The 19109-nt window shown below is 35.6% G+C and carries 21 protein-coding genes; 6 read left to right on the forward strand and 15 right to left on the reverse strand.

What is annotated here, in order from left to right:
* Nucleotides 1-45: 45 nt before the first annotated feature.
* The 4 genes from DMB95_RS02355 to DMB95_RS02370 all read left to right on the forward strand — a co-directional run bounded on the left by DMB95_RS02355 (nucleotide 46) and on the right by DMB95_RS02370 (nucleotide 2174).
* Nucleotides 46-465, forward strand: a complete 420-nt coding sequence (locus DMB95_RS02355) for a hypothetical protein (protein ID WP_142930760.1) — start codon at nucleotides 46-48, stop codon at nucleotides 463-465.
* Nucleotides 462-773 (forward strand): flagellar motor switch protein FliN, encoded by a 312-nt coding sequence (gene fliN, locus DMB95_RS02360; RefSeq protein WP_142930761.1) that lies wholly within the window; start codon nucleotides 462-464, stop codon nucleotides 771-773. The genes DMB95_RS02355 and fliN overlap by 4 nt, the downstream gene beginning before the upstream one ends.
* Nucleotides 773-1570, forward strand: a complete 798-nt coding sequence (locus tag DMB95_RS02365) for a hypothetical protein (RefSeq protein ID WP_142930762.1) — start codon at nucleotides 773-775, stop codon at nucleotides 1568-1570. The genes fliN and DMB95_RS02365 overlap by 1 nt, the downstream gene beginning before the upstream one ends.
* Before the next feature lie 103 nt (nucleotides 1571-1673).
* Complete coding sequence (locus DMB95_RS02370) at nucleotides 1674-2174, forward strand: phosphatase PAP2 family protein (protein WP_185906673.1); 501 nt, start codon at nucleotides 1674-1676, stop codon at nucleotides 2172-2174.
* Nucleotides 2175-2183: 9 nt separating this feature from the next.
* On the opposite strand, the gene DMB95_RS02375 is transcribed toward DMB95_RS02370, so the two are convergent.
* The 4 genes from DMB95_RS02375 to plsY form a co-directional block, all read right to left on the reverse strand.
* On the reverse strand, nucleotides 2184-3644 hold the full coding sequence (locus DMB95_RS02375; RefSeq protein WP_142930764.1) for a Ppx/GppA phosphatase family protein: 1461 nt from the start codon (nucleotides 3642-3644) through the stop codon (nucleotides 2184-2186).
* Nucleotides 3645-3711: 67 nt separating this feature from the next.
* Entirely contained in the window at nucleotides 3712-4383 is a 672-nt protein-coding gene (gene hsrA, locus DMB95_RS02380; protein WP_137632132.1) for a homeostatic response regulator transcription factor HsrA, read from the reverse strand.
* An 83-nt stretch (nucleotides 4384-4466) separates the two neighbouring features.
* Nucleotides 4467-4784, reverse strand: coding sequence for a dihydroneopterin aldolase (locus tag DMB95_RS02385; protein WP_142930765.1), 318 nt, complete (start codon nucleotides 4782-4784; stop codon nucleotides 4467-4469).
* On the reverse strand, nucleotides 4769-5395 hold the full coding sequence (plsY, locus tag DMB95_RS02390) for a glycerol-3-phosphate 1-O-acyltransferase PlsY (RefSeq protein ID WP_260604813.1): 627 nt from the start codon (nucleotides 5393-5395) through the stop codon (nucleotides 4769-4771). Before plsY ends, DMB95_RS02385 begins: the two co-directional genes overlap by 16 nt.
* Before the next feature lie 348 nt (nucleotides 5396-5743).
* Between plsY and DMB95_RS02395 the strand changes: the two genes are divergently transcribed.
* Nucleotides 5744-7387, forward strand: coding sequence for a GspE/PulE family protein (locus DMB95_RS02395; RefSeq protein WP_142930766.1), 1644 nt, complete (start codon nucleotides 5744-5746; stop codon nucleotides 7385-7387).
* Entirely contained in the window at nucleotides 7384-8571 is a 1188-nt protein-coding gene (locus tag DMB95_RS02400) for a type II secretion system F family protein (protein ID WP_142930767.1), read from the forward strand. The genes DMB95_RS02395 and DMB95_RS02400 overlap by 4 nt, the downstream gene beginning before the upstream one ends.
* Before the next feature lie 224 nt (nucleotides 8572-8795).
* Here DMB95_RS02400 and DMB95_RS02405 read toward each other — a convergent pair whose 3' ends face one another.
* The 11 genes from DMB95_RS02405 to DMB95_RS02455 all read right to left on the reverse strand — a co-directional run bounded on the left by DMB95_RS02405 (nucleotide 8796) and on the right by DMB95_RS02455 (nucleotide 19105).
* Nucleotides 8796-9332, reverse strand: a complete 537-nt coding sequence (locus DMB95_RS02405; protein ID WP_137632136.1) for a HyaD/HybD family hydrogenase maturation endopeptidase — start codon at nucleotides 9330-9332, stop codon at nucleotides 8796-8798.
* Entirely contained in the window at nucleotides 9332-10054 is a 723-nt protein-coding gene (gene cybH, locus DMB95_RS02410) for a Ni/Fe-hydrogenase, b-type cytochrome subunit (protein ID WP_238386846.1), read from the reverse strand. Before cybH ends, DMB95_RS02405 begins: the two co-directional genes overlap by 1 nt.
* 10 nt (nucleotides 10055-10064) lie before the next feature.
* Entirely contained in the window at nucleotides 10065-11780 is a 1716-nt protein-coding gene (locus tag DMB95_RS02415; protein ID WP_142930768.1) for a nickel-dependent hydrogenase large subunit, read from the reverse strand.
* A 3-nt stretch (nucleotides 11781-11783) separates the two neighbouring features.
* On the reverse strand, nucleotides 11784-12923 hold the full coding sequence (locus DMB95_RS02420) for a hydrogenase small subunit (RefSeq protein WP_137632139.1): 1140 nt from the start codon (nucleotides 12921-12923) through the stop codon (nucleotides 11784-11786).
* Between the two features lie 254 nt (nucleotides 12924-13177).
* Nucleotides 13178-13972: a shikimate dehydrogenase gene (locus DMB95_RS02425; RefSeq protein WP_142930769.1), complete on the reverse strand. Its 795-nt coding sequence runs from the start codon at nucleotides 13970-13972 to the stop codon at nucleotides 13178-13180.
* On the reverse strand, nucleotides 13969-14772 hold the full coding sequence (locus DMB95_RS02430; RefSeq protein WP_142930770.1) for an SPOR domain-containing protein: 804 nt from the start codon (nucleotides 14770-14772) through the stop codon (nucleotides 13969-13971). Before DMB95_RS02430 ends, DMB95_RS02425 begins: the two co-directional genes overlap by 4 nt.
* Nucleotides 14773-14785: 13 nt before the next feature.
* A complete protein-coding gene (locus DMB95_RS02435; protein ID WP_142930771.1) occupies nucleotides 14786-15331 on the reverse strand; it encodes a DUF1882 domain-containing protein in 546 nt (181 codons plus the stop codon).
* Nucleotides 15328-16572, reverse strand: coding sequence for a serine hydroxymethyltransferase (locus DMB95_RS02440; protein WP_142930772.1), 1245 nt, complete (start codon nucleotides 16570-16572; stop codon nucleotides 15328-15330). The genes DMB95_RS02435 and DMB95_RS02440 overlap by 4 nt, the downstream gene beginning before the upstream one ends.
* Nucleotides 16573-16574: 2 nt before the next feature.
* Nucleotides 16575-18074, reverse strand: coding sequence for a lysine--tRNA ligase (lysS, locus tag DMB95_RS02445; RefSeq protein ID WP_142930773.1), 1500 nt, complete (start codon nucleotides 18072-18074; stop codon nucleotides 16575-16577).
* Nucleotides 18074-18541 (reverse strand): Fur family transcriptional regulator, encoded by a 468-nt coding sequence (locus DMB95_RS02450; protein ID WP_137632144.1) that lies wholly within the window; start codon nucleotides 18539-18541, stop codon nucleotides 18074-18076. The genes lysS and DMB95_RS02450 overlap by 1 nt, the downstream gene beginning before the upstream one ends.
* Nucleotides 18542-18556: 15 nt before the next feature.
* Nucleotides 18557-19105 (reverse strand): CvpA family protein, encoded by a 549-nt coding sequence (locus DMB95_RS02455; RefSeq protein ID WP_137632145.1) that lies wholly within the window; start codon nucleotides 19103-19105, stop codon nucleotides 18557-18559.
* Nucleotides 19106-19109 lie beyond the last annotated feature (4 nt).

Here is a 19109-nt window from a genome sequence, read left to right on the forward strand (position 1 = left end):
TTTTATTTTTCATTTATTATAATTATACTTAAAAAAGGAGAAAAGATGTTTAGAGCTGTTGAGGATTCTATCAAGCATTTTTTTGAGGAAATTTTAAAAGGCAAGCTTACTCAAAGAGAGCGCATAGAAGGTGAGCTTTATGGCGCGGCTATTATGCTTAAAAGCGAGATTGAGGGGGAATTTAACTTCTATCTTTTTTTCTCAAAAGACGTTTTTGAACATTTTAGATTGGTATTTTTGCAAAATGTAACTTTTCATGAGGGCGATTTTTGCGACTTAGCTAAAGAATGCGCTAATGAAATCATAGGCTATGCAAAGATGCAACTCAATGAAAAAGGCGGGGATTATGTGCTTGGCATACCTGAGTATTTAGGTAGGGTTGATTTTGAAAATTTCAAGCTTGATAGAGCTTTAACTTTTGATCTTAACGGAGCTTTATTAAGAGTAGGTTATAAAAAAATATGAGTGAAAAATTAAATGAATTTGGCGATCATGCCGGCTTACTTGAATCATACGAAGATATCTTAGACATAACCGTTGATTTTGTCAGCGAACTTGGCACTACAAATATGAGCGTAAGTGATCTTTTAAAGCTTGATGTGGGTTCTATTATCGATCTTGAAAAGCCAGCTGGAGAAAGCGTGGAGCTTTATATCAACAAAAGAATCTTTGGTAAAGGTGAAGTCATGGTCTATGAAAAAAATCTTGCCATTCGTATCAATGAAATTTTAGATTCTAAAAGCGTTTTGCAATACTTTAAAAAAGAAGTATAATGAAATTTTTACTCTTTTTATGCTTTGCTTTGCCCCTTTTTGCTACTAAGCTTGTTGATTTTAGCGTGTATGAAAGAAGCGATAGGGTTGATTTGATGTTTGTTTTTGATAGTGCGTATAAGGGCAAGATCGTCCAGAAAAAAGAAGGGAATTTCGTGCTTATCACGCTTGATGAGTTAAGCACTGCAAAAGAAGAAAAAAGGGAACTCAAGTCAAATTTACTCAAGCAAATTCTCATCACCCCACAAAATAAACAAACCCTTATCATGCTTGAAACGCAAAATAACGCAAGCGTGAATGCAAGTAGCGATAAAGATCAAATTTCACTTCGCGTAAGAGTTTTGCCTCAAGGTGTAAGTCAAAATGCCTTAAATGCCTCTACAGCAAGCATTTTAAGCTTAAAAAATGAAAACAATGAAAGCATAAAGCCCAAGAACTCGAGCCTAGAAGGCTTTGATTTTACAAATTATATCCTTGTTTTAAGTGTGCTTGTTTTACTCTTAATCGTGCTTTGGTGGATTAAACGCAAGCTTGAATACAAAAATCATTTTAACTCAAAAGAAGTTAAGCTCATCTTTCAAAGACCTTTAGATAAAAATAATAAATTCATCATACTTGAATATGATAATAAACGCTACACCTTAATCATAGGGGCTTCAAATCTACTTTTGCAAACCAGTGATGCACAAAGTGAAGAAAGCCTTGAGCATACACCTAAAGAGCGTAGTTTTGACAGCTTTTTTGAGGAAAACAAACAAAAAATTCAAAATCTTATCAAAAAAAAGGAGAAACAATGAAAAAATATCGATTAAGAAAGCTTGTGCTAGCTTTTGCTTGCATGATAAGCTTTTCTTATGGCAATGGGGGGGGGGGCATTGGATTGAAAAATATGGCGATGTAATGCAGTTTTTGCCCTTAAGCTTGGCTACTTACACGCTTGCAACACAAGATTATGAAGGCTTTAAGCAACTTGCTTTAGGCTCTGCTTTAACTCTTGCTTCAACTTACGCAGTCAAATACAGCTTCGTAGCCCTTTCTAAACACGATGAACACTCCGCTCAAATTTCTCAACGTCCTAAAAACGGCAGTTTTGATGGCTTTCCTAGCGGACATACTTCTTTTGCCTTTGTTGCAGCTGGTTTTTCGCATAAACGATATGGCTTAAAAGCGAGTTTGCCTTTTACTTTGCTAGCTAGCACGGTTGGAGCTTCAAGGATACACGCTCAAAGACACACCACAGCTCAAGTTATCGCCGGAGCAGTTTTAGGCTATAGTTTAAGTTATTTCAGCGCTGATAAGCTTGATGAAAATTTACATTTAGCTTTTCTTATGGATAGCGAGAAAAAGCTAGATCAAAGTTATCAAAACACGTATAAGCTTGTATTTTCATATAAATTCTAAGCTTTTAAATCAAGGCTTTTGATTTAAAACAAGAACCAAGTCCTGAGGCAAGATAAGTTTTTTAAGCTCATCTTTTGGGATATTGAGATTTTTAGTGCTGTAAAGATATAAGCTGTTATTGTGAAGTGTAAATTCAAGTTTGCTTTCATTTGGGTGATTTAAAGCGATGATTTTTGCATAACCAAGCATAAAATTCAGCCAAGACATAATCTCAAATGAAGGCAAAAGCTCCTTAAAAGGCTCAGCATAAATGCCGATCTTTCGTCCAGCACTACGAATAAGTATGGCAATGAGTGTTTTTTCTTGATGAGAAAAATTATAATTTAAAGCATTGAGGATAAAATATGAACTATGCTCATTTGAAAAGTAAAAATTCAAATACGAGCCTATATTGCAAAGCTTAGCAGCATGAATTAATGTGCTTTTATAATGTGCGTCAAGATTGTGTAAATTTGAAAGCTCGTCAAAGAGCAAAGAAACATAATGAGGAATTTTAGTTTTTTCCTTACCCAAAAATCGATCCTGCAAGGACTTTACGCTTGGATTAAAATTACTTGCAAAGCGTTTATTAGGTGGTAAGATATCATTTAAATACACACCCTCACGCACTCCAACTCCACTTGTAATCACTTCTTTTGTGCCAAGTTTGGCTGCGATTTTTGTAAAGATCAACGTGCCTTCTCTGATCGTATCAAAACGATCCTTTTTGATACCATAATCATACAAATCCTCAACGCTCGCATTTAAAATTCTCTCAAGGTGTTTTTTTTCATTTTCAAGTTTATAACTAAATTCGTGCAAAGTTTTCAAAGGATATGAGTTTTTATCCATAATGGAACTTGAAATCGCCCTTAAACTTCCCCCTATAGCGATGAGTTTGTCGTTTTTAAAATGCTCTGGGATCAGCTTTAAGCTCTCATCTAAAAAAGTATCAAGCTTTTCAAACCTGTTTGTATCATAAAATAACTCCTTAAGCCTCACTGTTCCAAGGTCTAAAGAAAGGCAGTCTTGAATTTTACCCTCTTTAATCAAACACAGCTCACTTGAACCTCCGCCTATATCTAAAGTCGTCGCATTTTTTATGTTTGAGAGTAAATTTAAAGCCGCTAAGCCGCCTAGGTAAGATTCTGTTTTGCCGTCTATACAGCGTATGTTTAAGCCAAGCTTAGCTTTTACTTCTTTGATAAAATCCTTACCATTTGGAGCGTCTCTTAAGGCTGAGGTGCCAACAATGAGAATTTTTTTACATTTGTGTTTTAAAGCCATTTCTTTAAAATACTCTAAGGTTTCTAGAGTCCTTTGCATGGCTTGAGCTTGTAAGAATTTAGCATTATTATAGGCGTTTTCGCCAAGTCTTACCTTGCGTTTGTATTCAGCTAAAGTATGAAAGGCGTATCGAGAACTTTTTTCAAAGATAACAAGACGCACTGAGTTAGAACCCAAATCCACTATAGCTGTTCGTTTTGCCATCACAAAACTCCCTAAGCAATTTGGGTTTGATTGTTGAGTTTTTGCATTATCTCAAACTTTAAATAGCTTATGATTTTTTAGGAAAACAAAAGCGATAACCGCGACGACGAACGGTTTCTATGGTTGAGATATTTAAAGGTTTATCCATTTTTTGACGAATTTGATTGATAGCAACTTCGATGACATTAGGAGTGACAAGCTCTGGCTCTTCCCAAATCGCATCTAAGAGTTGTTCTTTAGAGACAATTTGATCAGAATGCCTTGCAAGATGTGTAAGAACTTCAAAAGGCTTACCTTTAAGCTCTATTTCTTGTCCTTTATAAGTGATCTTTTCTTCATCTGGATCGATAGTTAGCTCATCTATCTTGATGACATTGCTTCCACCCATTCTTAAACGAGCTTCAATGCGGGCTAAAAGCACATCAAAATCAGCTGGCTTTTTGATATAATCATCAGCACCAAGTTTAAGGGCTTTGATCTCATTTTGCTTGTCGTTTTTAGCAGAGAGTATCAAAACAGCAGTGCGAGGAGATTTTTGCTTTACCACACCGATGAGATCAGCACCCTCGCCGTCTGGTAAGCTCCAGCTTGAAAGTACAAGATCATAATGTCTAATGCCGATAAAGTATTCGCCATCTTTGAAATTTTCTGAAGAATCAGTTTGATAGCCTGATTGATTGAGATTTTCTACGAGGTTTTTGTTTAAAGCATTGTCGTCTTCAATCACTAAAATTCTCATTGGATTAATCCTTAAATTTTTAAAATCTTAAGTGTAAATGATAACACAATTTAAGTAAATATTCAAAAAACTTTAAAAAAAATTTAATATTTTTTCTTTAAGTAAGCACCGCATTTTGCTTTTTTTATAATCTTTGGTTTATAAATGCTGATTTTTATAAATGTCAAATTTGGATAAAGCTCTTTTAGATGAAGACTTATAAAGCTCAAAGCCTCTTCTAAAAGTCTAAATCGCTCTTCTTTGAAAGTCTTTTTAAGCCATTTACAAATCAAAGCATAATCTAAAAAATCACTACTTTTAGCCCTAAGCTTAATGATAATCTTTTGCTTTTTTTCTCGCTCAAAATCCAAAATTCCAATGATACATTTGAATTGAAGTTTTATTTTTATATGACTTTGCATTCTTCTTTGAAAATCAATCTTTTGATATTTGGTATGTGTTTATAAAAGATGATAAAACAAATGATAAGAATCGGTGCGTGTGTATGAATTTGGGGCATATCATAATGAAATACAAAAGAAGCGATAATAAAGCTTAATGCCCCAGCAAGTGAAGCAAGACTTGAAATTTTAAACACTTTACCAACCACAAACCAAACAAATAAAGCCACCAAAAGCTCAAGTGGCAACAAAACAGCCATAACCCCAGCCCCAGTAGCTATGCCCTTGCCTCCGTCTAAAAAAAGATAGATAGAAAAACAATGCCCAAGCACCGCAAAAACACCTATACTCCAAAGCATATTTGCATCAGCTCCCATAAATTTAGCGATTAAAATCGGACATGCTGCCTTAGCAAAATCAAGAATGATAGTTGCGATAGCAAGTTTTTTAGCTAGGGCTGGGTCAGTTTGCTTGACTACTCTTAAGACATTTGTTGCGCCTATGCTTTTGCTTCCCTCGCTTTTAATATCTACTTTTGCAAAAACAAGGGCTAAAATCAGTCCAAAAGGAATGGAGCCTAAAAGATATATGCTAAGATAAATGAGTAAATTTGCCCCTTGATTTGAACTTATATCGCCAAAAGCAAAGTTAAGCACGATGAAAAAGCCCACAAAAACATATAAAGCGCTATCATCAAAGTCTAGTTTTTTAAACGCACAGACATACAAAATAAGCCCAGAAATCAGTCCGCAGGTGATTTTAAGCATAAAATGAGTATGAAAAAACGGCACAACGCAGATCAAAACAGCTGCAGCTAAGCCAAAAGCAAAGAGAGTGGTATTTTTTTGCATCAATTTTTCCTTATTTTTTGAAATTATACCCGAATTCATAAGCCATAAATTAACACATTCTTAAAAAATCTTTATAAATTCGCCTTTCTTAAAGTTGGCTTTTGTTATGATTAAAGAAAGGAGGGTAGGGTGCAAAATTGTGATGAGTTAAAAAACAAATTTCAAGCTTTAGGCATAAATATTCAAGATAAAAACTCGCTTCAAAAACTTGAGTATGCGAAAATCTTGCCTATTTTATGTGAGTTATATGAGCAAGATAAGCTTACACTTGATACAATTTATCTTGATTTAAATATCAATAAAGAGCATTTTTTTCGTGATTTTGCTGTGTTTAAAGGGTTTGAATTTCAAGCTTTAAAAGAGTATGATCCTTATTTTTTGTCTAAATTAAGTCTTAAGCAGATGAAAGAGTGTCAATGTCTTGTTTTTCAAGAAGATGAAAATTTCATTTATCTTGCTTTTGCAAAAATACCTTCAAATGAACTTTTAGACAAGCTTCAAGCTTCTTTTAAACATAAATTCATCAAAATTTTTCTTGCAAATCCTTCAAAGATAGAAAATTTCATTGAAAAATATAGCCTTGAATGTGAGATTAATGATTTGATCGCTGAGCTTAAAATAGAGCTTACACATAGCGATAAAAAGGATAAAAGTGCAGTAGCAAAGCTTTTTGAACTTATTTGTTTGCAAGCTATAAAGCTTAGGGCAAGTGATATACACTTTGAGCCAAGCAGTGAAGAAGCTTTGATACGATTTAGGATAGATGGACTTTTGGGCGTTTTTTTGCGAGTAGAGCTTGAAATTTATCATGCTTTGATTTTATATATCAAGCTTTTGGCTCACTTAAATATAGCTGAGACAAGAAAAGCCCAAGATGGAAGTTTTGTGATGGAATTTGAGGGTTTAGAATACGATTTTAGGCTTTCATCTTTACCTTTGCTTTATGCTGAAAGTTTAGTGCTTCGAATTTTAGAACGAAAGCAGAAGTTTTTAAGCCTTGAAAATTTGGAGTTTGAAGCTAAGAGTTTGCAACTTTTTCGCCAAAGCATTCAACTGCCTTTTGGTATGATTCTTGTTACAGGACCAACAGGAAGCGGAAAAAGCACGACTTTGTATGCAGCGATGAGTGAAATTCAAAATGAAAATAAAAAGATTATTAGTGTTGAAGATCCGGTAGAATACCGCTTAAGCTTGGTGCAGCAAATTTTACTTAATCCTAAAGCTGGACTTGATTTTAACAATGCTTTAAGGGCAATTTTAAGGCAAGATCCAGATGTGATTATGATAGGTGAGATGAGAGATGAGCAAAGTCTTGATATAGCTGTTAAATCAGCTCTTACAGGGCATTTGGTATTTTCAACCTTGCATACAAATGATGCTGTCTCAGCCATCAGCAGAATGCTTGATATGAAAGCAAAGCCTTATTTGCTTGCTTCAGCTCTTACGCTCATCATCGCTCAAAGGCTTGTGCGAAAGCTTTGTAAGCATTGTAAAGAAAAAGTTAGCATTGAATTTGAAGGCGTAAAAGAAGAGTTTTTTGAAGCAAGAGGTTGTGAATACTGCAGGCAAAGCGGTTTTGTAGGTAGGGAAGTGGTGGCTGAGTTTTTATTTATTGATACAAATTTAGCTGAAATGATACGAGAAAACAAGAGTAAAAACGAGCTTTTAGCGTATGCAAGAAAACAAGGTTTTAAAACTATGTTTGAGCTAGGTTTGGCTAAGGTAAGGCTTGGAGTTACGAGTTTGCAAGAGCTTTTAAGGGTGCTAAGATGAAAAAATTTAGTGTTCTTATCAAGTCTAAAAATAAAACAAAAAGCCTTATCATCAAAGCTCAAAACAAGCTAAAAGCACAAGATGAGCTTAGGGCTAAGGGTTTTAATGTCCTTCATATAGAAGAATTTAGGTATTTTGATCTTAGCTTAAAGCCACAAATTTTAGCCTTACTTTTTAAGGAGCTTTCCTTGCTTTTGGGTGCTGGAGTGAGTGTATCTTTGGCTTTTAAAGAGTTAAAAGCTCATCATAAAGACACTAAAATCAAGCTTTTTTTAACACGAATTCTCCAAGCTCTTCAAAGCGGACAAAGCTTAAATATAGCTTTTGAAAATTCTGGTTTTGCTTTTGATAGGGCTGAGCTTGCTTTGATTAAGATGGGGGAGAATACAGGCGATTTATCTAGTGTATTTTTAAGACTTTGCGAACTAAGAGAAAAAAGCTTAAACAACACAAAACGTCTTAAAAAAGCTTTGGCGTATCCTTTGTTTGTCTTTGTATCTTTGATCGTGGTATTTTGTGCTTTAATGCTTTTTGTAGTGCCTGAATTTAAACTTATCTTTGATGATTTTGAGCTTGAACTGCCTTTTATCACGCGTTTTATGCTGGCTATATATAATTTTTTGCAAGACTTTTTCGTGCCTTTGCTTGTGTTTTGTTGCGTGTTTTTGATATTTTTTGTGTATTTGTATAAGAAAAATCACGATTTTGCGTATTTTAATCATACTCTCTTGCTAAAAATTCCTTTTTTCTCAAAACTCATCTTTTATAATCAAAACACTCATTTTTTTATGATTTTTGCTTTGCTTTTGCAAAGTGCGTTGCCACTACAGCACTCTTTAAAACTTGCAAGAATGAGCCTAAGTAATCTTTTCTTGCAAGAAAAGTTTCAAAAGCTAGACGAGCTTTGCGAGCAAGGCTTAAGGCTTGATGAGGCATTTAAGAGGCTAGCTTTGTTTGAGCCTATAGTTTTATCTATGTTAGCTGTAGCGATGAAAAGCTCCAAACTTCACGAAATGAGTGCAAAAATCGCTGAGTATTATGAGCTCAAACAAAATCATATCATGGATACTTTTTTACTTCTTTTAGAGCCTTTAATGACGCTTTTTGTAGCAGTTTTGGTGCTATTTTTGGCTTTGGGAATTTTCTTGCCAATGTGGGAGCTTAATTCTGGCGTAAGTTTTTGATATGAAATAAATCATAAAAAAGCAAGAATTTTTTCCATTGTGAGAAATGAAAGGGCATTATAATCTAATCTTTAGTTGCCTCAAGCTTAACAACCAATCCACAAAATTTAGTAAAATCTAATTTTCTTGGTTTAAATTTTTACATAATAAATTATTTTTCTCTTAATTTCATTTTTTAAAAAAGTATTAAATTTAAGCTTATATTAAAAATAAGCGGGTGTGGTTTAGGGGTTTTTATATGAAATTTCAGCAAGTTCTTGTATAGAAAAATCATTTATTTTTTCGTAACTAAAGCCTTCTTTGCTAAGGTATTCAAGTAAAGTTTTTTGCATGAGAGGTATGGCTTTTAAAAGCTCGCTTGAAAGCTCAAAGCTCATAGGTTCTATGCGTTTTGGTATCACAGCTAGAATTTGAGTTTGGGGCAAATCCCCGTTTAGCTCCATAAACTGCAGAGTTTGAAGCATTTCTATCTCATGAGCGCTTCCACTCCAAGAGATTTTTTTTGGCATGGCTGAATAAGGAAAGAAAAACACATCGCCTATATTTGCATCATCAGCTTCTAAGCAATCTATAATGATAAGCCTATCATAGCTTGCAAGTATGTAGCTAAGCTGAAAGGCTAAGGTGCCTCCATCCATAAATTCAAGGCTTGCATTTGGGTGATGAAAGGCGTAGTTTTTTTGCATAAGCTTTGCAAAATGCACCCCCACGCCCTCATCGGCAAACATGATATTGCCTATACCAAGTACAAGATAACGCATTAAAATCTTTGATCGTCTCTTATGTATTTGTAGCCACTAAATATAGCATCTAAACTACCATCTTTACCTTTAAGCGAGTTAAACACAGCCATATAAATGTGTATAGGCACAAAAACAATAATAACCCACATTAAAAGCCTATGGTAAGTACGAACTTCAGCTAATCCACCAAGCATAGCTTCTATAGGGCGAAGTATGCCATACAAAAAGCCGCCAAGTCCGTCATGATATACATGCACATACAAAATAAGCCCTGTGATAATGATACCAAACATAACTGCATAAAAAAAAGTATAAGTTGCAAACTGCAAAGGATTATAACAACCTTTTAAATGTGGATGTTTGCCTATAAAAAGATAGAATTTAAGCTGCTCTATCCATACTTTTGGGCTAAGCGTATCTTTAAGACTGACGCGTTCTTTGTGACTGATCCTATCAAAGAAGAACAAATATACCTTAAAAAGTATACAAGCAAGCAAGATAAAGCCAGCAACTTCATGCACAAAGCGGTATTTTGCCTGCATAAAATTTGTTGGCTCTGCATTGCTTATAGGGCTTTGAAACACATAAGAAAGGTAAAAGCCTGTGCCTACTAAAATCACTATGCTAATAGCTCTAAGCCAATGCGTAGCACGAAGTCCTATGCTAAATTCATACTCAGTGCGACGAGGCTGTCCGTCAAGATCAGCTCTTAGGCTATTGAGTGCAATTTTTTCTTTCATGTGAAGCTCCTTAGACATTTACGCTGACTTTGTATTCGCTTAAATTGTTGCCTTTAGTATCCATAACATGCACAGCACACGCTATACAAGGATCATAAGAGTGAATTTTGCGTATGATTTCAAGCGGTTGTTTAACATCAGCTATTTTAAGTCCTATGAGGCATTCTTCATAGCTTCCGCCTTTGCCTTTGCTATCTTTTGGGGAGGCATTCCAAGTGCTTGGCACTACAGCTTGCCAGTTTTCAATCACGCCGTTTTTAATCCTGCACCAATGAGATAAAGTTCCTCTTGGCACATGCCCCATATATCGTCCTTTATACTCTTTGTTTGGATCGATAACATAAGGCGCGCAAGTACTTTGATCTGTTTTTAAATTTTCAACCAAGTTGTTAAATGCTGTAAGAGCATTATCAGCGATAACTTTTGCTTCTATACAACGAGTTGCAGTTCTTCCAAGTGTGCTTAAAACGGCTGTTATAGGAAGCCCTGTTACCTTTAAGAACTCATCAACAACTGGTACGACATATTTATTACCTTTGACATAATTTACAGCTATATTTGCCAAAGGTCCTACTTGCATAGCCTCACCATCATATCTTGGTGCTTTGATCCAGCTGTATTTACCTGCTGTGTTAAAATTCTTTGTTTTCACAACTTTGCCGTGATGATCTATGCTCTCACCATCAACAAGTCCGGTATAATTTGGCTCAGTTTCGCCATCATAAGGATGAAGTGGAGCATCATTTTTATACCAAGAATGCGTTGCTTCTTCAGTGATCTTATCTTCTTCTACCTCATAAACCTTGCTTAAATCGCCATTTTTGATGATACCGCTCTCAAAGAGCCATTCATTTGCCCCAAGTTGAAATTCTTTGAAAGTAAATAAATTTGGCACGCCCACATCATTAACCACGCTTGCTTCTGTGGCGTATTTTTTACCAGCCATGATTAAATCCGGATAATACGCACGATTTACAAAGTCAGCCACTTCTTTGAATTTTTCTAAATACTCGCCCATTCTAGCTGGACTTAAAAGATCCATAATACAAGTTACACCACCAACTGTTAAGCTTTGAGGGTGTGGATTTTTAGCCCCAAAAATAGCCATACATTGAGCGATAATCCTTTGCACTCTTAAGCACTCAAGATAATGAGAGAGTGCGATAAGGTTTTCTTCTGGACTTAAGCGATAAGTTGGGTGTCCATAATACGCATTTGCAAAAGGTCCAAGATTGCCCTTATCCACAAAGGTTTTTACTCTTTTTTGCACTTCTAGGAGTTTATCAGCTCCAGTTGCATAAGGATTTGGAGTGAAAGTAAAAGCCAAATCACTTGCTTTTTTCACATCAGCACTTAAGGCTGAAACTATATCTACCCAATCAAGCGCGTGTAATTGATAAAAATGCACTATGTGATCGTGTAAAAAGAGGGCTGAATTCATCAATGTCCTCGTTAAAAGCGCATTAAGAGGAGGGGTGATACCAAGAGCGTTTTCAACTGCTACAATGCCTGCTTTATAATGAGAAAAAGTGCAAACCCCACAAATTCTTTGTGTTAAAAAGCCAGCATCTCTTGGATCGCGTCCTTTAACGATAACTTCTATACCACGCCACAAAGTTGAGCCTGAGTAGGCTTCTTTAACGACATTATTTTCATCAACGACAACTTCAACTCTAAGGTGTCCTTCTATTCTTGTGATAGGATCTACGATAATTTTTTGACTCATATTTTATTCCTCATTTCCTTTTTTCATAGTTGCAATTGCAGCGTGAGCAGCTATAGCTACGCCTGTAAGACAAAGCACGCCAATGCCGATTTTATCAGCCATAGCATCAGAACCCAAACCACCAAATACGCTGTTAAATTGGTGGCTTGCTAAAGGTTTTTCAAAAGGTTGCATAGTATCCCAGAAATTTGGCTCAGAACAGCCTATACAACCATGTCCTGCTTGGATAGGCCAAGAGGTATGCTGGTTAAATCTTTCTCTTGAGCAATTATTAAAAGTATAAGGTCCTTTACAACCTACTTTATATAAACAATATCCATTCTTTGCTCCCTCATCACCAAAATGCTCGACAAATTCACCCGCATCAAAATGCCCCCTTCTTTCGCAAAGATCGTGAATTCTTAAGCCATAAGCCCATTTTGGACGATTATACACATCAAGAGCTGGTTTGCCAAAGAGTAAAAACTGAAGCACATTGCCAACAATGTTTTTTTCACTTGGCGGACAGCCCGGGACATTAATCACTTCTTTGTTTGTGATTTTGTGTAAAGGTTTAGCATTGCTTGGATTTGGGTGGGCTGCTTGAATGCCACCAAAGCTTGAGCAAGTGCCTATAGCAAGGATAGCTTTGGCGTTATTACAGGCTTCAGTAGCGATTTGTCTGCCTGTTTTAGCGTGAGCTCCTATAGTAAGATAGTTTTCAGTTTCTCCAACTGGAATTCCGCCCTCAACCATTAAAAAATAATTCCCTTTGTATTTTTCAATGGCTGATTCTAAATTCTCTTCAGCTTGCCAACCAGAAGCTGCCATAACGGTTTCATGGTATTCTAAAGAGATATAGTCAAAAATAAGGCTATCAATAGTTGGTGTATCGCTTCTTAGTAAGCTTTCGCTACAACCTGTGCATTCAGCCATATGCAGCCATATAACAGGCACGCGATCAGTAAGCTCTGCAGCCCTTGCGACCATAGGCGTAAAGCTTGCAGGCAAAGCTAAAAATGCTGTCATTGCTCCAGCCCATTTCATAAAATCTCTTCTTGAAAATCCAGCTTCTTCTAAAGCTTTGGGTATAGAAGAATTTCCTTTCATAGAAGGCAGACTTTCAAGCTCTTTCAAACGAGCTTCTAGTTCTTTAAAAGTCATTTTGACCCCTTTTGGTTTTTATTTGATTAAGCTAATGATAAGATAAGATTTATTAATTTTAGTTTAATTTTGATAATTTATTTTCAAGCGTGTGAAAAATAAACACAAGAGAAATGTAATTTATTTACCTTTTAGTTTTATATTTTTGTGCCTTATGCATATTTTCGCATTTTTAACATATCTAAAAATTTTTCTTACCTAAGAGCTTTTTAAAAGTAAATTTTTAGCTAAAAAACTAAATTTATAAGTTTTGATTATAGTAAAAGAGCTTCTTTCATGGCTTTGATTATGCTTGCATCTTTAGTCTCGTCTTTTAAATCAAAAAAGAGTTTAAAAGCAAAAATACCTTGCCATAAAAGCATATCAAGTCCGTCTTTGCATTCAAGTTTGTTGTATTTGCAAAGCTGTAAAAAGGGTGTTTGCTTGCCATAAATCACCTCAAAAGCATATCGAGCTTTTTTGCAGAGTTCGTTAAGTAAATTTACTTCGCAAGGTAAGTTCTCATCTTTAAGTCCAGCTGAAGTAGTATTGATGATAAGATCGTATTCTTGCACTTTGAGTTTGTCATAAGTATAGTTTTCATAGTTTTGAAAATGAAGTAATTTTTCTTTTGAGCGATTTGCAACGCACACTTCAACGCCTTTTTGATCAAGCATAAAGGCTAAAGCCTTAGCTGTGCCACCAGCTCCTAAAATCAAGGCTTTTTTTATGGTTGTGAAATTTTCTATAGCCTTTAAAAAGCCTAAGCCATCGGTATTATAAGCATAAATTTGCTTTTCTTTGATAAGTAGAGTATTGGCTGAACCTATTTTTAAAGCAAGTTCATCCTTAAAATCAGCGATTTTTAAAGCTTCTTCTTTAAAGGGTAAGGTGATATTTGCTCCATAAAGCCCTAAAGCAAAAAGTGTATTTTTTAGTTCATTTTTATCACGCAAATGATAGCGAAGATACAAGCCATCAAGCTTTAAAGCTTTAATGGCGTTGTTGTGCATTCTAGGGGACTTTGAATGCACGATAGGATCGCCAATAACAGCTAAAAGACGTTTCATTTTACTTGGAAAGTAAAGGCGTCTTTTTTGATCTTTTCCCTGATCTTGCTAAGTTCGGCGCTAAGTTCATCTTTTGAGAAAGGTCCTATAAGCACTCTTGTTACATCGTTATTATTGACTTTTGTTTTATAAAGCTTATATTCATAGCCATTTTGCTTGATGAGGGCAAGTTCTTTTGACTTTGGATCAAACTTAGACACTGAAAAAATTTGTATATAAGTCCCAGCACTAAGTTTGTCATCATTTGCTGTGGTTTTTACATCATCAAATAAGTCTTTAGGATCAGTAGCTGCTGGTTTTGGCTCAGTTTTTGGCTTTGTTGTAGTTGTAGGGCTTGATTGGGTTTTGCTTGGTGGTGTTGGTTTTTTCTCTTCGGCAGAGGGCTTTGCTGTCGTTTGGGCTGGTTCTTGTGGCAGGGTAGTTGGAATTTCTACCCTAGGTTCTTCTAAAGGTGGCATTGCAAAGCTTTGATTGGCTTCATTACCAGCACTTTCGTTTTGTTCAAGTCCTTGCATTCTATCTCTTAAAGCTTGAAATTGATCATCTTCTATGGTTGAAGAGCTGATTGGAATTTGATCAAAAGTATTTGGACTTTGTTCGTTGCTTGGTTCGCTCGGAAAGATACTTTGAGAATTTTGCGCTTGGTTCGTGCTTTCATCGCTGTTAATGAGCTTCATCACTATCATTACAATCAAAAACAAGATAACAAGGGCGATAACACGAAGCAGGATTTTTTTAATCTTTTCGCTTTTGTTGTTTTTATCCAAGATGAGATCATCAAAACTATTTTTATTCTCCATATTTTTGCTCCTTTTACATATGTCTAGACCATGAAGAACCGCGTTCTTTGCGATATACTTCATAAGGTAAGATCATGATATTGTATTCTTTTGGCATATTTAAATTTGGAAATGCCCTCCATTCAGTTGGCATTTTGCTTGCAAAAAGCGAAGAAAGCTTTGAAGCAAGCTGGCAACCTTCTGTAAAGGTTGTATGCCCTTTATGCACATAAAGATGCAAATGCCCAGGCGTTTTTGTTTTGTAAGCTGTAAAATTAATAAAGCCTTGCTCTCTTAAGATGAGTTGGGCTCTATGCCAGAATTTTTCAGCATTAAAACCATTGTAATCAAAGACTATATTTTCGACATGATTATCTCTCGTGATGAGATCGTGAGCAATGATAATCTTGCCTTCCATATGTTCTTTGATTAAATTTGAAGTTAAAGGAGCATTAATTCTTTCAAATTTATTGAAAAAATATCTACCCCGATATTCAAATTTATTGATTATCTTATCCCGTTTTATAAAATAATGATCGCTAATCATCTTAATCAGCGATAAATCACTCATAGCAATCAAAACATAGCCTTTGTATAGATGATAAATTGATGAGCTAGTTCTTTAAGCTCTTGTTTTACCTTAGCTTGTAAGGCGGTGTTGTTAATGTCATCTAAAACATCAGCAATTTTTTCTCCTACAAGCTCAATTTCTTGTTCTTTAAAGCCCCTTGCTGTAAGTGCTGGAGTGCCAAGTCTTAAGCCAGATGTGATAAATGGACTTCTTTTTTCACCTGGAACTGTATTTTTATTTGCTGTAATACCAGCGTTTCCAAGTGCTATATCAGCATCTTTTCCGCTAAACTCACGATCTAAAAAGCTCATTAATACAAGGTGATTATCTGTGCCATCACTTACGATTTTGTATTTTCTTGCCATGAGTACTTGGGCTAATTTTTTTGCATTTTTAATGATTTGCTCGGCATATACTTTCCACTCAGGACTAAGATTAAACTTAAAGCCTACTGCTTTTGCAGCGATAACATGCATTAAAGGACCGCCTTGAATGCCTGGGAAAATGGCTGAGTTTATCTTTTTAGCAAGCTCTTCATCATTTGTCATGATAATACCGCCTCTTGGACCTCTTAAGGTTTTGTGCGTAGTTGAGCTTACTACATGAGCGTGAGGAAAAGGACTTGGATGAACCCCACCTACAACAAGCCCAGCAATATGGGCTATATCAGCAAATAAATACGCCCCAACCTCATCAGCAATCTCTCTAAATTTAGCAAAGTCAATCACCCTTGCATACGCACTTGCACCACATACTATCATCTTAGGCTTTACTATGTGAGCGATTTGTCTTACTTTTTCATAATTTATACGCCCATCAAGTTCAACGCCGTAAAAAAAGCTCTCATAAACCTTGCCAGATGAGCTTACCTTAGCCCCATGTGTAAGGTGTCCGCCGTGGCTTAAATCCATACCTAAAATCTTGTCGCCAGGTTGAAGCAGTGCCATATACACGCCTTGATTTGCTTGTGAGCCTGAATTTGGCTGCACATTTGCATACTGACAATTAAAAAGCTTTTTGCAACGCTCTATAGCTATGTTTTCTATCTCATCAACAAATTCACAACCACCATAATAACGCTTGCCAGGATAACCCTCAGCGTATTTGTTAGTAAGTATGCTACCCATAACCTCCATAACTTCAGGGAGGGTAAAATTCTCACTGGCTATCATCTCAAGATGATCGCATTGCCTAGTAAGTTCTTTGTTGGTAAGATCAAAAATTTCTTTGTCAAATTGCTCTAAACTCATTTTTACTCCTTGATTTCTGTTTTTAAAGGACGCATAGCTGGGAAAAGTATGACATCGCGTATTGATTTTTTGTTGCTTAAAAGCATAACAAGCCTATCTATGCCTATGCCCTCACCTGCTGTTGGCGGCATAGCATAGCCTAAAGCCTGCACAAAATCCTCATCCATCTCGCAAGCTTCATCATCACCTGCTTTTTTTGCTTCTATTTGTTTTAAAAATCTCTCATATTGATCCAAAGGATCATTAAGCTCATTAAAGCCATTGGCAAATTCTTTACCAGCGATGAAAAGCTCAAACCTTTCAGCAATTTGTGTGTCTTCATCACTTCTTCTTGAAAGTGGGCTTATGGAAATTGGAAAATGCGTGATAAAAGTTGGATTGATGAGCTTACTTTCTACATAATGATCAAAAAGCTCAGCTTGCAAATAGCCTAAATCAAGCTTTTCATTGGCTTCAAAGCCATCTTGTTTAAGTTTGGCTAGAATTTTTTCCTTATCATTAATGAGGGTTTCATCTAAATTGCCATATTTTTTCAAGGCGTCTTTATAGCTTATCCTCTCAAAAGGCTTTGAAAAATCGATAATTTGCTCATCATATTCAAGCTTAGTGCTTAAATTTAGCTCTTTTAAAAGCAAAGCAAAAAGTTCTTCAGTTAAGTTCATCAAATCCTCATAATTATGATACGCCCAGTAAAACTCTATGGAAGTAAACTCAGGATTATGCGTAAGATCCATGCCCTCATTTCTAAAACAACGATTGATCTCAAAAACAGCCTCAAATCCCCCTACAACAAGTCTTTTTAGATAAAGTTCAGGGGCTATTCTTAAAAAACGCTCTACGCCTAAGGCATTATGATGAGTGATAAAAGGCTTTGCATTTGCCCCACCAGCAATAGGGTGCATCATAGGGGTTTCAACCTCCAAAAAGCCTTTGTTTTCAAAAAAATGGCGGATTAAAGAGATGATTTTTGAACGCAAGATAAAGTCTTTTCGCACCTCAGCATTCATAATCATATCAAGGTATCTTTTGCGGTATCTTTGCTCTATATCAGTTAAGCCATGAAATTTCTCAGGTAAAGGCGTGATAGCCTTAGCAGCAAGCTCTAGCGTATCAACATGCAAGCTAAACTCGCCAGTTTTAGTCACAAAAGGATAACCTTTAACAAGGATTATATCGCCTACTTCAAGGTTTTTTTTGATGAGATTATAATACTCTTCACCCAAGCCATCTTTATTAAAATAAATTTGAATGCGATCAAGCTCATCTTCTATGTGAGCAAAAACAGACTTTCCAGCTATCCTTAAAAGCTTTAAACGACCGCTTATTACGACTTTTTGGCTCTCATCTCTGCCCTCTTGGCTTTCTTTAACATAAGCAAATTTTTCTTTAAATTCGCTTATATTCAACTCTTTTTTAAGAAAGTGAGGATAAGGATTGATCCCATTTTTTCGTAGCTCTTCAGCCTTAGCTATCCTTTGTTGTTCTAAAACATTATCAAACATTAAAATTTCACTTTGTTTTGGTTGCAATCCTCACAAATTCCATAAAGCTGCATTAAATGCCCAGTAAGCTTAAATTTATGCTCTTTGGCAATGAGGGCTTGTTGTCTTTCTACGGTTGGATTTTCAAATTCGACTATTTTGCCACAATTTTTACAGATAAGGTGATCGTGGTGAGGTTTGTTAGCAAGTTCAAATTTCTTTCCAGCTGTACCAAAAGAGATGGAAGTAACAATCTCGGCTTCTTCAAGTAAATTTAAGGTTCTATAAACCGTTGCTATACCGATATTTAAATCCGGTTCTTTGGCTTTTACTTCCATATATAGAGCTTCAGGTGTGTAGTGCATATCACTATGATAGAGAATTTTTAATACAACTTCTCTTTGTCTTGTGTATTTAAGTCCGCTTTCTTTCAAAATCTTTTTAAATTTCTCGAGCAAAGCATCATACTCTATGTTTTCGATAAACATTGTTTTTCTCCTTAATTAGTTTGTTTTTGTATCATTGGTGTCAAAACTTTGACTTACGCTTTCAATACCTGCTTTTACTGAAGGTGCATTCATGATAAAAGCACCGGTTTGTTCAAGCAAAGGTAAAGTATAGCTTCCTTGAGTAAATTTGCGTAAGTTTTGATCTAGAAAATCTATCCTGCCGATACAAAAAAGCAAGATTGCAAAAATCAAAAAAACTTTCGCACTTCCAAAAAGAAACCCTCCTATTCGGTCTAAAATTCCCAAACCACTGAGTTTAATCAGCTTTGATACCACACTTCCTATAATCAGACAAAGTATCCAAAAGATAAGTAAAACTGCTAAAAAGCCAATGAAAACGGCTAAGTCTTGATTTTGAATTTGATAAAAGCTTTTATCGATAAAAGCAGCTGCTTCTTGAGAGTATCTTGATGCGACAAGCACGCCACCCACAACGCCTAAAAGCCCAAAAAATTCTTTTACAAGTCCATTAACAATACCCTTAAGTCCTAAGATAATGGTAAAAGCAATGATAAATACATCAAACCAATAAATATGACTCATTTAT

It is taken from the genome of Campylobacter sp. MIT 12-8780 (genome assembly GCF_006864535.1).
In the GTDB taxonomy this organism is placed as follows: domain Bacteria; phylum Campylobacterota; class Campylobacteria; order Campylobacterales; family Campylobacteraceae; genus Campylobacter_D.